Origin of the sequence: Pseudomonas sp. FW300-N2A2 (assembly GCF_017351735.1) — a bacterium.
Lineage (GTDB): Bacteria > Pseudomonadota > Gammaproteobacteria > Pseudomonadales > Pseudomonadaceae > Aquipseudomonas > Aquipseudomonas migulae.
In genome coordinates this window covers 287,991-300,554 of record NZ_JACNDU010000002.1, presented here as the reverse complement: position 1 = coordinate 300,554, position 12,564 = coordinate 287,991, and the positions used below count along the sequence as shown (strand labels likewise).

Genomic DNA, 12,564 nt, shown 5'->3' with positions numbered 1-12,564 from the left:
CTCCTATCAGGCGTTACCTGGCTCAGCGTCGCCTGCTTCGGATTCGGTTGCGCTAGGCAGACGAATTGGACGAACCGGCACCACTGTAGAGATAGCGTGTTTGTAAACCATCTGGCTGACGGTGTTCTTCAGCAGGATAACGAACTGGTCGAAAGACTCGATCGTGCCTTGCAGTTTGATCCCGTTGACCAGGTAGATGGACACCCCAACTTTCTCTTTACGTAAAGTATTCAAGTAAGGGTCTTGTAGCGAATGCCCTTTTGACATGTGCCGCACTCCTTTAAGGATTCAATATAAAAAATAGGTAAACAGATGGCTTGTGGCCGTCACACCCCCAAGGATAGACGGCAATTGCAAGGACTCAGCTCAATATGGAGATGGTCCCCAGGTATTTCAAGGCGCGCGGCAGATTGTCGCAATCCAGGCTGTCCAACCAGTGTAAATCAGCCCAACTGCGCAGCCAGGTGAACTGACGTTTTGCCAATTGGCGCGTGGCAATGATTCCACGCTCCTGCATCTCGGCTTGCGTCAGCTTGCCATCCAGGTAGTCCCAGACTTGTCGGTAGCCTACTGCACGTATAGACGGCAACCCGGAATGCAGGTCACTTCGCTTACGCAGGGCTACGACCTCGTCGATGAATCCCTGTTCCAACATTAAAGTGAATCTTTGTTTAATTCGCTCGTGCAGTACCTGACGATTTGCCGGAGCAATGGCCAAGTTCGCGACAGTATAGGGCAATTGTTGCAGTCCCGAAGCGGCTGCTTCAGTACTTTGCGCAGATTGTCTCAGTCTAAGCTCGGTCATGCTCTGACCGCTGACACGATAAACTTCCAGCGCTCGACTGAGTCGCTGCGGATCGTTCGGGTGAATACGCGCTGCCGATTCCGGGTCGATGATCGCCAATTGGTCGTGCAGGGCTTGCCAGCCAAGGCGTGCAGCTTCATCTTCGATCTGCGCGCGCACTTCAGGATCGGCCGCTGGCATGTCCGCCAGGCCTTCGACCAAAGCCTTGTAATAGAGCATTGTGCCGCCCACCAGCAGCGGAATTTTGCCCCGCGCGGTGATGTCGGCCATCGCTTCGAGGGCGTCACGGCGGAAATCTGCGGCGGAATAGCTCTCTGCCGGGTCAAGAATATCGATCAGACGATGGGGAAATTCGGCCAGAATCTCTTTCGAGGGCTTGGCGGTGCCGATGTCCATGCCGCGATAGACCAGCGCCGAATCGACGCTGATCAGCTCGCAAGGCAGGACTTTGGTCAGCTCGATGGCCAGGTCGGTCTTGCCCGCTGCGGTCGGGCCCATCAGGAAAATCGCAGGAGGGAGCTGGCTCATCAACGACCGCGCAGGAACAGTTTGTCCAGATCGTCCAGGCCCAATTGGGTCCAGGTCGGTCGGCCATGGTTGCATTGACCGCTGCGCTCGGTGTTTTCCATGTCACGCAGCAGACCGTTCATTTCCGGCAGGGCCAGACGCCGATTCGCCCGAATCGCGCCGTGGCAAGCCATGGTGCCAAGCAATTCGTTCAAGTGCGCCTGAATCCGGTCGCTGGTGCCATATTCCATCAGATCCGCCAGCACGTCGCTAACCAATCGATTGGCTTCCGCCTGCTTGAGCAAGGCCGGAATCTGTCGAATGGCCAGTGTTTCCGGGCCGAGACGCTGCAACTCAAAGCCCAGACGCTGGAACCACGCGACGTTTTCTTCGGCGCAATCGCCTTCGCGCTCGCTCACCGCCAACGATTCCGGAACCAACAGCGGCTGACCGCTCAGGCCTTCGCTGGCCATGGCGACTTTCAGGCGTTCGTACATGATCCGCTCGTGGGCGGCGTGCATGTCCACCAATACCAGGCCTTGGGCGTTTTCCGAAAGGATGTAGATACCCTTGAGTTGCGCCAATGCGTAACCCAACGGTGGAATATCGTCCTGACCGGCCGGCAGCGCGACCGCGTTGGCTTCCGGCAGCGGCGCAAAAAACTCACGGTAAGTCGCCTGGGCTTCAGCCGCAGGCACGCCGGACTGAGGACGCGGCGTGTATTGATACTGATAACCGGCACCAGCGCCCGAGCCCGCCGGCGTGTTGAACGACGGTTGCGCTTGAGGCTGCTCCAGCAGCGCATTGGCCGCCAGGCGCATTTCGCCTTGCGGACCGAATTCACCGGCCTCGAGGCCGCTCGGACGAACGATGGCGGTCGCCACCGGTGCCGCCAGATGATCATCCGGTCGCACATCGCCCAAGGCACGGTGCAAGGTGCCATAGAGGAAATCGTGGACCATGCGCCCGTCACGGAAGCGCACTTCGTGTTTGGTCGGGTGCACGTTGACGTCGACACCGGCCGGATCGACTTCGAAAAACAGCACGAAAGTCGGGTGCCGACCATTGAACAGCACGTCGCGATAGGCCTGGCGCACCGCGTGGGCCACCAGTTTGTCGCGAACGGCGCGGCCGTTGACGAAGAAGTACTGCAAGTCCGCCTGGCTGCGGTTGAAGGTCGGCAAGCCCACCCAGCCCCACAAATGCAGGCCGTTGCGCTCGATTTCGATCGGCAGCGCCTGCTCCAGGAACCCCGAGCCGCAGATCGCCGCCACACGCCGGGCGCGGGCCGCGTCGTCATGGGCTTCATGCAGGCTGAGGATGGTCTTGCCGTTGTGGCGCAGGTGGAACGCCACGTCGAAGCGCGCCAGGGCCAGACGCTTGATCACTTCTTGCAGGTGATCGAATTCGGTTTTTTCGGTTTTGAGAAACTTGCGCCGCGCCGGGGTGTTGAAGAACAGATCCCGCACTTCCACGGAGGTGCCCACCGGATGAGCGGCTGGCTGCACGCGGGGCGCCATGTCCCGACCTTCGGTTTCGACCTGCCAGGCCTGATCGGCATCACGGGTGCGGGACGTCAGGGTCAAGCGTGCCACGGAGCTGATCGAGGCGAGTGCCTCACCACGGAACCCGAGGCTCATCACCTGCTCAAGGTCTTCCAGGTTACGGATCTTGCTGGTGGCGTGACGGGCCAGGGCCAGCGGCAAGTCATCGGCAGAAATGCCGCTGCCATCGTCGCGCACCCGCAGCAGCTTGACGCCGCCCTGCTCGACATCGACGTCAATGCGCTTGGCGCCGGAATCGAGGCTGTTTTCCAGCAACTCCTTGATCACCGAAGCCGGGCGCTCGACCACCTCGCCGGCGGCAATCTGGTTCGCCAGTCGCGGGCTGAGCAGCTCGATGCGAGCGCTGTTGATCACGGCCTGATTCATTCTTTGGATGCCAGTTCGGTGCCGGGAATGGTCAGGGTCTGACCGATTTTCAGCTCGTCGGTTTTCAGGTTGTTGGCGCTGCGCAAGGTGGCCGGGGACACCTGATAACGCACGGCGATCATCGCCAGGGTTTCACCCGGGTTCACCCGGTGATCACGCGGCCCCTGGGCGATTTTCCCGGAATCGCGCAGCCAGGCGATGTAAGTACCCGGTGGCGGATTCTGCTGGAAGAACTGGCGCACGCCGCTGCTGATCGAGCGAGCCAGCGCTTGCTGGTGGCTGGACGCCGCGAGTTTCGAGGCTTCGTTGGCGTTGGAGATGAACCCGGTTTCCACCAGGATCGACGGGATGTCCGGCGACTTCAACACCATGAACCCGGCTTGTTCCACGCGCTGTTTGTGCAGCGGCGTGACGCGGCCGATGTTGCTCAGAACCTTCTGGCCGACGTTCAGGCTGGACGTCAGCGAGGCGGTCATCGACAAGTCGAGCAGCACGCCTGCGAGCATGCGGTCCTTGTCGTCGAGGCTGACGTTGCCGGCACCACCGATCAAGTCGGAGCGGTTTTCACTGTCGGCCAGCCAACGGGCAGTTTCCGACGTGGCGCCGCGATCAGACAGGGCGAACACCGAGGCACCGAACGCAGCAGCCGAAGGCGCGGCATCGGCGTGGATCGAAACGAACAGGTCGGCGCCCTTCTTACGGGCGATTTCGGTACGACCACGCAACGGAATGAAGTAGTCGCCGGTACGGGTCAGTTCGGCGCGGAAGCCTTTCATGCCGTTGACCTGACGCTGCAATTCGCGAGCGATCGCCAGCACCACGTCTTTTTCACGCTGACCGCGAGAGCCCGAGGCGCCCGGGTCTTCGCCGCCGTGACCTGCGTCGATCACGACAATGATGTCGCGCTTGCCGGCCGGCGCGGGCGGCAGCTTGACCGGGGGATCGACCGGGGTGACCGGCACCGGTGCGACGGTCGCAACGTTGGTCGGCGCAGGAATCGGCGCGGCGTCGGCGGCGTTATCGAACAGATCGACCACCAGGCGGTTGCCGTACTGGGCGTTCGGCGCCAGGGTGAAGCTTTTCGGCGTGACGGCTTTTTTCAGGTCGATGACCACCCGCAGGTCGGTCGGCGTGCGTTGGGCCGAGCGCATGGCGGTGATCGGGGTGTTGGCAGTGGACACGTTCAGCGGCGCACCGAGGGTGGCGCCATTGATGTCGATCACCAGTCGGTCCGGGGCTGTCAGGGTAAAAACGCTGTGTTGCACCGGCCCGGTCAGGTCGAACACCAACCGTGTGTTGTCCGGCGCCCGCCACAGACGGACGCTGTTGACCTTCGTTTCGGCCACAGCATCGACGGTCACCGCCAAAAACAACATCCCTACGGCAGCTACCATCGCGCGAAAGCGCATACCTGACCCCATCATTTAATTGATTTCCAATGCCAAAGCGGCACACCACGACTCGCCACGCGAGCCCTGGGACAAAATTTTCAGCGAACGCCCGCTGTCTTGCGGGCTAATGGTAATGGTCAGGTCGGGCTTTGGCAAAAAGCCTGCACCTTTATCGGGCCACTCAATCAGGCACAAGGCATCGTCTTCGAAATAGTCGCGGATGCCGAGGTACTCCAGTTCTTCAGGGTCGACCAAACGATAGAGATCGAAGTGGAAGGCGCGGATGTCGCCAATCTCGTAGGGCTCGACCAGGGTGAACGTCGGACTTTTTACCGCGCCCTCATGCCCCAGCCCCCGGATGATGCCGCGGGACAACGTGGTTTTCCCCGCCCCCAGATCCCCTTCCAGAAAAATCAGACCGTGCCCTTCGGTGGTTTTCGCGATGCGGGCGCCAAACGCGGTCATCGCTTCTTCATCAGCCAGGTACAGGGTTACTTCAGACACGGTGCTTGCTCCTCCAACAACTGACGAATGGCTGGAATCAGATCACTGGCCGCCAGCCCACGGCCCGATTTACCTTGTTGCGCGCCGGCATTGGCGTGCAGCCAGACGCCAAGGCAGGCCGCATCGAACGCGTCCATGCCCTGGGCCAGCAACGCGCCGACCAGACCGGCCAGCACATCGCCCAGACCGGCAGCGGCCATGGCCGGATGGCCTTGATGACACACCGCCAGGCGCCCGTCGGGACTGGCAATAAGGCTGCCGGCGCCTTTCAGAATCACTACAGCTGTATATTTTTTGCTCAATGCGTGAGCAGCGGACGGACGGTCGGCCTGAACCTCAGCGGTACTGATCCCGAGCAACCGTGCCGCCTCCCCCGGATGCGGCGTGATCACGCAGTCCTTGGGCAGGCTCACGAGTTCGTCAGCCAGCATATTCAACGCATCGGCGTCCCAGACTTGTGGAAGCGGCGCATTGGCCGCCGCCGACAGCAGACTGCGCCCCCACGAAGCCTGCCCCAAGCCCGGACCGACCACCAGCACGGAAACCTTTTGCAGCAAACCCATCAGCTGATTCGCCGACGAAGTGCCCAGCACCATCGCCTCGGGAATTCTGGCCAGTGCGGCTGGCACGTGCTCGCTGCGAGTGGCCACCGACACCATGCCGGCGCCACTGCGCAGCGCACTTTGTGCACTCAGCAAAATGGCACCGCCGAAACCGCGATCACCGCCGATCAGCAAGACATGGCCGAATTTGCCTTTATGCGCAGTCGGCGCACGCCCCGCCAGACGCGACAAGTTACCGGCCGTCAAACGACAAGCACTGATGGCGATCCCGCTCAAAGACTCAGGCGAAGCTTGCAGATCATTAAAGACCCACTCGCCCACCACGTCCGCCGCCTCCCCCGTGAACAGGCCCAGTTTCAAACCAATGAAGGTCACGGTCAGGTCCGCCCGGACAGCCGCACCGAGCACGTGCCCTGTATCCGCACAAAGGCCTGAAGGAATATCCACCGCCGCAACCGCCATGCCGCTGGCATTGATCGCCGCGATGACACTGGCGTAAGGCTCGCGCACCTTGCCTGTCAGGCCGGTGCCGAGCAAGGCGTCCAATACAACGCCACGCAACTCCGACTGCGCACTCCAGGCTTGAACGGCGACGCCTTCGGACAGGGCCTCGGCGTGGGCCAAGGCTGCATCACCCTGCAAACGCTGGGGATCACCGACCGCCAGCACGCGCACATGCCAGCCGGCACGCTTGGCCAACACCGCGACCAGATAACCGTCACCGGCGTTGTTGCCGTGGCCGGCGGCCACCGTCAGTTCGTTGGCCGTCGGCCAGTGCCGGACCAACGCACGCCAGGTCGCCCGCGCCGCCCGCTGCATCAATTCGAAGCCCGGCGTACCGGCCGCAATCAGGCTCGCATCGAGCGCTCGCACTTGCGCGGCGCTGTACAGCACGTCGGGTAAATCATCTTTAGTGTGCGGCATGCGTCTTCGGGCTCCGATGTCTGGCAGAATTATACGCACCTCAGCTCCGGTTTCTCTCGCCTCATGCCCGCTATTACCACAGACCTGCCCGCCCTCGCCCAATCCATCAAGGACTGGGGCCGCGAGCTGGGCTTTCAGCAAGTCGGCATCAGCGGCCTGGATCTGGCCGAGCATGAGCAGCACCTGGCGCGCTGGCTCGAAGCCGGCTACCACGGCGAAATGGACTACATGGGCGCCCATGGCAGCAAACGCTCACACCCGGAAGAGCTGGTGCCCGGCACGCTTCGGGTGGTGTCCCTGCGCATGGATTACCTGCCGGGCGACACCCAAATGGCGCAATTGCTGGCACTACCGGAAAAAGCCTACGTGTCGCGTTATGCCTTGGGCCGCGATTACCACAAGTTGATCCGTAAACGCGTGCAACAACTGGCAGAAAAGATTCAGGCGGTCATCGGCCCGTTCGGCTACCGCGCATTTGTCGACAGCGCACCGGTGCTGGAAAAAGCCATCGCCGAAAAGGCCGGCCTTGGATGGATCGGCAAAAACACGCTGGTCTTGAATCGCAAGGCCGGCAGTTACTTTTTTCTCAGTGAACTCTTTGTCGATCTGCCGTTGCCGGAAGATCCTCCGCACGCCACCGAACATTGCGGCCGCTGCACCGCGTGCCTCGACATCTGCCCGACCAACGCCTTTGTTGGCCCTTATGTCCTAGACGCCCGGCGCTGCATTTCCTACCTGACCATCGAACTGAAAAGCGCGATCCCCGAGGATCTGCGGCCATTGATCGGCAATCGGGTGTTCGGCTGCGATGACTGCCAGATCGTCTGCCCGTGGAACCGTTTTGCCCGTCCGTCCGGCGAAAGCGACTTCAAGCCACGGCACAACCTGGACAACGCTGAACTGGCTGAGCTGTTCATGTGGGATGAAGACCGGTTTCTGAGCAGCACCGAAGGCTCGCCGCTGCGTCGGGCGGGTTATGAGCGCTGGTTGCGAAATCTGGCGGTGGGCCTGGGGAATGCGCCTTCAACGATTCCGGTGCTGGAAGCATTGAAGGCGCGACGGGAATACCCGTCGGAGTTGGTTAGGGAGCATGTGGAGTGGGCGTTGCGTCAGCATGCTTTGCGCGATTCCTGATCTCGCCACCTACTCCCCAAGCGAGCGCCCGTTGGCGTCAACCTCCTTTTTTCGTATGGCCAATAGAATGCAATGTAACCGTTCGAGTGTCTCTGTTTGCGTAAAAGAACAGACGTTTACCCTGGCTCAGTCTGATCTCGGTATACCCCGTTTCATTGAAGAATCCCGGCTCGAGAAGCTGCTTGGGGTTGGGGGATTTGAACGGCACCATTTCGTTGTAGTGGCTTTTGCCGCCTATATGCTCAGCTGCCTGACTGGGCGTCATCCCCTTATCAATAGCGCCCGTGAACTGGTAAAACTTTTTTTGTCCCGCAGCATCCAGCGACTTAAAACCAGGAATTTTGGGCTTCGAGTTGTAAATCACGTAAGTCCATTTTGCAGATGTTGTCTCTGCAGACTGCGTGGTTGACCCGGCCCTTGCGCCTCTTGCGCCCATCCCTCCGGCCATCGCCTTGGCCGCCCCTCGTGCATCGCCGCTCAAACCTGACCGGAACGCTCCCGCGACCTTGCCCGCGCCCTGAGCGGCCGCCCCGGCGCCAGCCGCAAAAGACGCCAGCCCCAACCCCAGGCTCACATAGCCAAGGACGTCACCCAGCTCCGATTGCGGCATCACTTCATGGGCAATCTCACTCGCAATGCCGGCGATCCCGGAAGCCAGCGCCAACGTCAGGCTCGCGACCGCCAGCGGCGTGGTTGCGCCAAAGGTCAGGATGCTTGTCGCGATACTGAACAACGAAAGGCCAACGCCCAAGGCAGATTGCCAGGAAACATGCCCGGTCGGATCAACCCGATTGATCGGATCGCCCAGGCAGTAAGCGTATGGGTTCAATCCACCCGCGCCAAACGGGCTCAAGCTGTCCGGACTCAGGAAACGCATCAACGTCGGGCTGTAGGCCCGGTAACCATTGCCCAGCAAATAGAGCCCGGTCAACGGATCAAGCTGCTCACCGCTGAATCCTGCCTGACTGAATATCCCGCCTTCGGCAGGACGATATCCGTAGGGGCTGTAGGCAACTTCGTCGCGCTGTGTGCCGGACTCGGCGATCAAAACGCTTTGCTGCAGGTCTGTGCCAAACAGCGTCAATCCGGTGACCGCGCCCTGCTGCTGTTCCCCCAGCAATAAACCGGACTGGCGCCCACAGGTACGACGGTCAGCACCGCTGATCTCGTTGATCACCCGCCCGTCATGATAGAAGCGCTGGGCGTCCGGCGCGCCGGGTTGTGACAGCTCCACCAGACGATCGCGCGCATCGTAGTGATAGGCGCGCATCACCGCCCCGGATGCCGCAGCGATTTGCGTCAATCGCCCCAGTGCGTCGTAGCTCAGCGTACGAGCCTGATCGTCCTGGATCATCTGGCCGTTGGCGTCATATTGCAGCGTAACCGGCGGCGGATAATCCGCGTGAGAGTGCTGAACCTCGATCAGTTGCGTGGGATCGACAGCGCTGTAGGTGAAGGTCGTGGTGTTGCTGCCACCGGGAAAATCGTTTTGCAGACTGACGATGTTATCCAGCGCATCGTAAACGTAGGTCTGCTTGATAATGTCTTTGCCAAAGGGATCGCGTGGCCGCAGCGTTCCGCTACAGGTGTAGCTGCCCAGTCGACCTCGGGCGTCGTAGTCGAAGCGTTCGTCGCGCAGTACGTCTTCACCGATGCCCAGTACCTTCTGCGTCAGCTTGCCAGCGACGTCGTAACTCGATTTCAGGGTCTGAGTAGCAGCGCCCTTGACCTCAAAGCTGCGCGAAATTTCTCGCCCCTGATCGTCGTAGATCAGGCGGGTCGTCATGGAACGCTTGGCCTGCGTATCCTGCGAGTCGACTCGCTCCAGCAGGCCCACGGCGTTGTAGATAAAGTCGGCCTTGAGCGAATTCTGCTCAAACGACTTTGCCCGTCCCCATTCGTCGTACTCCGTCTTGTGTGCCTGACCGAGCACATCGACGCAGGTCAGAGGCCGGCCATTGAACGTGTACGTGTACGACGCCGTCCGGTCCACGCCCGCGTGCGCAGTGGTTTCACTTTTCAGGCGTCCGGAAGGGTGATATTCGAAGCGCGTTTCCCGCTCCTGCTCGACACAACTGGCTAATTGCCCGTGCAGTGGGCTGTAAGTGAATCCGGCGTCCAGTCCGGTCGCCTTGCGTTGCGTCACGCGCCCGCCGAAATCGCGCGCATAAACAAACTCGACCTTTTCACCGCTGGCGCTTTTCTGCCAGATCGGTTGCGTGAATCCTGCCGCGTAGCCCGCAGTGACCGTGCGTCCACCCACGGTACTTTCGCTCAAGCGGCCCAAGCCATCGAATGTCTGCCGGCCAAGGCTTTGGCCCGCCACTTTCACTTCAGTGGCAAGCGACTCCTGACTGTGCAGCGTGTAGTCGGTCTCCACGGAGCTCCCGTCAGGCAATACGCTGCGCCGCAACCGATTGAACACATCGTACTCATAGGTAGTGGTGTTGCCGACAGGATCGGTCTGGCTGATGGCTCGGCCGATGCCGTCATAGCCATGAACGATTGCGCCTTGGGTTTCACCCGCAATATTGAACGACTCGATACGATCAGGCTTGCCGAAAACATTGAGGCCGGTGACAGACTTGCCCATACCCTCAAGCCAGCGGATTTCAGTGCGGGCCACAGGGTCGATTGTGCAATGCTCCTTGCGCCCGTCAGCGTGAAGCGTGGTCTTGACCTGTCCCCAGCCATCGTAGACAAACCCGGTCTTGACCGGCCTCGCAACCCCATCCCACCAGTCAGAATGCGTTTGCTCCACTAACTGGCCCAGCGCATCGTGGCGCGCTGTATAGATAACGAGCAACTGGGTCCTGGCCGCTTCGTCCGGGTTATCGCAATCCTGCTCTTCGACTGCGACGACGCGCCCGAGGCCGTCGTACACGACTTTTTGCTGAACACCGGCCACATCCGTCGTGAGCATCGTCGCCGGTGCTTTATTGCTGGCCGCCTGATAAACCATGCGGCGGGTGGCAGCGTTGGCCGTGCCCGGCGAAAACGTTTCGCTCAGGGGCCGGCCAATGGCGTCGAACGTGTAGGCAACCGCTCCCTGGTCTTCGCCGCGTTCGCCCAGCTTCATGCCGTTGAGCGATGAGAGTGTCTGAGCCGCGGTTTTGACGGTGCCATCGAAACCCTTGAGGGTGCTCTGAATTTCAAGCCGGTTGTTGTCGAGCACATAGGAAAACTCGGTAACCGTCGCCAAGGCGTTCTGCGTGACGGTTTGTTTTTGCAGCAAGCCATGGCGCAGCGGGTCATCAGGCTGATTGACGTAAACCCGTTGTGTTTTCGAACGCAGAATTTCAGCGTCTGCGCTCAGCTCATAAAAGCTCTCCTCGACAGGCAGCACGGCGGTCACCGGCGAACCTTGCAACGAGGCGTGCAAGGCATAGCGATAACGCATCACCGTCGAGGCGGCGCTTGGTTTATCCGATGCTTGTGATGCCGGGATGATGGTTCTCTGCTTCTCGAACCGGACAAATCCCAATGGGTCGGCAGGGCATCCCTCCGCTCCGGCAGCGGGATAAAATTCGGACAGGGTCGTGACGCCATCTGGTCCGACCTGTTTGAGCAAATTGCCTGCCGCATCGAATTCGGTGTGGATAAGCTCTTCGCGCGATGTACCGGCGGTGCGGTTTTCGTAGCGTAACGTCTGGACTTTGGGCAAACGAAACTGCGCAGGTTGCTCGAGAAAGCTCTTGCCCGAATCGATGTGGTACACCGTGGACCGGGTGGTGATCATCTGCTGACAGGTCGTCACCTGCGAAACCAGCAGATGATATTTGTTGTAGGTGCGCACCGTGGAGCTGTGGACCTTCGTACCCGCCATCAGTTTTTCGGTCGAAGAATACTCATAGCCCAACGAGCTCTTGTAGAGCGTGTCACCGTCCGGGGACCAACGCCTGCCTTCGTCATCGAAGCCCTGGAAATTCTTCTGCGAGAACTCATAATTTTTTGTGATCGCGGGCTGATTCTGCCGTGGGTACACGGTGTGGGAGATCACATAAGGCATGGAGCGAATCGGCGAACCGGGCGGGAATTGATGCCCCGCTTCCTGATACTCGATTATCTCTCGCGCTCCTAGCGGCGAATCGACCTGGGTCAGGCACTGGAGATTGCCGAAAGGCTCATAGGTCAGAAACCAGGACCCGCCTACGGGCAAATCAATGGAAGCCACCGCGTTGTTAGCGAGCGACAACACAAAGCTGGCTTCACATTCGGTGCCGGGGTATTGCGTCAGCGTAACCTTGCCCCTGGTACGGGAAATGCTCAGCAACGTACGTTGTGTGTCCTTCACAGCCACCAGCGCCGGTTGCCCGTTGATGGCGGTGTAGTCGAGCGTGATGGCAGCGCCATTGGCGCCAACGATCCTCATCGGCACCGCTACATCGCTGCCCTCAAAGATCTTCAGCTCTTCACGCACACCATTTTTATGGATGACGTCAAAACGCCCTGGCCCAGACCGTTCAACCTTGAGCGTCTCAAGTTTCAACTCATCGAAGACCAGGTGGGTGGCTGTCTGCTTCGTCTTGAAACTTCCGCCACCGGACAAACCGAGTATTTCATTGCCCGCGTCGTAACGGGTCATTGCCATCGACCAACCGCTGCCGAAACCGCTGTCGATACTGTTGAGTGGGCTGTAGGACAAGCTGATTGGCAAAGAAGGACCGTTCAAGTCTGCGGACTTGATGTCACCCAACATCAACGAACAGGTGTAAATACCGGTACGGGGGTCGACCCCGCCGGAGAGAAACTCATCAAAATTAAACGCATTGGAATAGACGTTCGCCACTTCAGTGACTGTCATT

8 protein-coding genes are annotated in these 12,564 nt (G+C 60.2%); 1 reads left to right on the top strand and 7 read right to left on the bottom strand.

Features of this window, described 5'->3' with window-relative positions; translation table 11 throughout:
* Nucleotides 1-6: 6 nt before the first annotated feature.
* The 6 genes from hfq to J4E42_RS04855 all read right to left on the bottom strand — a co-directional run bounded on the left by hfq (nt 7) and on the right by J4E42_RS04855 (nt 6,625).
* Complete coding sequence (gene hfq / locus J4E42_RS04880) at nt 7-267, bottom strand: RNA chaperone Hfq (protein ID WP_007902656.1); 261 nt, start codon at nt 265-267, stop codon at nt 7-9.
* A 94-nt stretch (nt 268-361) separates the two neighbouring features.
* The gene (gene miaA, locus J4E42_RS04875; protein WP_207284797.1) at nt 362-1,333 is read right to left on the bottom strand and encodes a tRNA (adenosine(37)-N6)-dimethylallyltransferase MiaA; all 972 of its coding nucleotides are present in this window, start codon (nt 1,331-1,333) and stop codon (nt 362-364) included.
* Nucleotides 1,333-3,243, bottom strand: coding sequence for a DNA mismatch repair endonuclease MutL (gene mutL, locus J4E42_RS04870; RefSeq protein ID WP_219739747.1), 1,911 nt, complete (start codon nt 3,241-3,243; stop codon nt 1,333-1,335). Before mutL ends, miaA begins: the two co-directional genes overlap by 1 nt.
* Nucleotides 3,240-4,619 (bottom strand): N-acetylmuramoyl-L-alanine amidase, encoded by a 1,380-nt coding sequence (locus tag J4E42_RS04865; RefSeq protein WP_404943243.1) that lies wholly within the window; start codon nt 4,617-4,619, stop codon nt 3,240-3,242. The genes mutL and J4E42_RS04865 overlap by 4 nt, the downstream gene beginning before the upstream one ends.
* Before the next feature lie 48 nt (nt 4,620-4,667).
* The gene (tsaE, locus tag J4E42_RS04860; protein WP_008035315.1) at nt 4,668-5,138 is read right to left on the bottom strand and encodes a tRNA (adenosine(37)-N6)-threonylcarbamoyltransferase complex ATPase subunit type 1 TsaE; all 471 of its coding nucleotides are present in this window, start codon (nt 5,136-5,138) and stop codon (nt 4,668-4,670) included.
* Nucleotides 5,126-6,625, bottom strand: coding sequence for an NAD(P)H-hydrate dehydratase (locus J4E42_RS04855; protein WP_207284726.1), 1,500 nt, complete (start codon nt 6,623-6,625; stop codon nt 5,126-5,128). Before J4E42_RS04855 ends, tsaE begins: the two co-directional genes overlap by 13 nt.
* 63 nt (nt 6,626-6,688) lie before the next feature.
* Here J4E42_RS04855 and queG point away from each other — a divergent pair, with 63 nt between their 5' ends.
* Nucleotides 6,689-7,759: a tRNA epoxyqueuosine(34) reductase QueG gene (queG, locus tag J4E42_RS04850; RefSeq protein ID WP_207284725.1), complete on the top strand. Its 1,071-nt coding sequence runs from the start codon at nt 6,689-6,691 to the stop codon at nt 7,757-7,759.
* 37 nt (nt 7,760-7,796) lie between these two features.
* Here queG and J4E42_RS04845 read toward each other — a convergent pair whose 3' ends face one another.
* Nucleotides 7,797-12,563: an RHS repeat domain-containing protein gene (locus J4E42_RS04845; protein ID WP_207284724.1), complete on the bottom strand. Its 4,767-nt coding sequence runs from the start codon at nt 12,561-12,563 to the stop codon at nt 7,797-7,799.
* Between the last annotated feature and the right edge of the window lies 1 nt (nt 12,564).

What these genes read in the sequence shown, in the direction of transcription:
- mutL (WP_219739747.1), bottom strand. Translation starts at nt 3,243, where the DNA reads ATGAATCAGGCCGTGATCAACAGCGCTCGCATCGAGCTGCTCAGCCCG.
- hfq (WP_007902656.1), bottom strand. Translation starts at nt 267, where the DNA reads ATGTCAAAAGGGCATTCGCTACAAGACCCTTACTTGAATACTTTACGT.
- J4E42_RS04845 (WP_207284724.1), bottom strand. Translation starts at nt 12,563, where the DNA reads ATGACAGTCACTGAAGTGGCGAACGTCTATTCCAATGCGTTTAATTTT.
- J4E42_RS04855 (WP_207284726.1), bottom strand. Translation starts at nt 6,625, where the DNA reads ATGCCGCACACTAAAGATGATTTACCCGACGTGCTGTACAGCGCCGCG.
- J4E42_RS04865 (WP_404943243.1), bottom strand. Translation starts at nt 4,619, where the DNA reads ATGTTGTTTTTGGCGGTGACCGTCGATGCTGTGGCCGAAACGAAGGTC.
- miaA (WP_207284797.1), bottom strand. Translation starts at nt 1,333, where the DNA reads ATGAGCCAGCTCCCTCCTGCGATTTTCCTGATGGGCCCGACCGCAGCG.
- queG (WP_207284725.1), top strand. Translation starts at nt 6,689, where the DNA reads ATGCCCGCTATTACCACAGACCTGCCCGCCCTCGCCCAATCCATCAAG.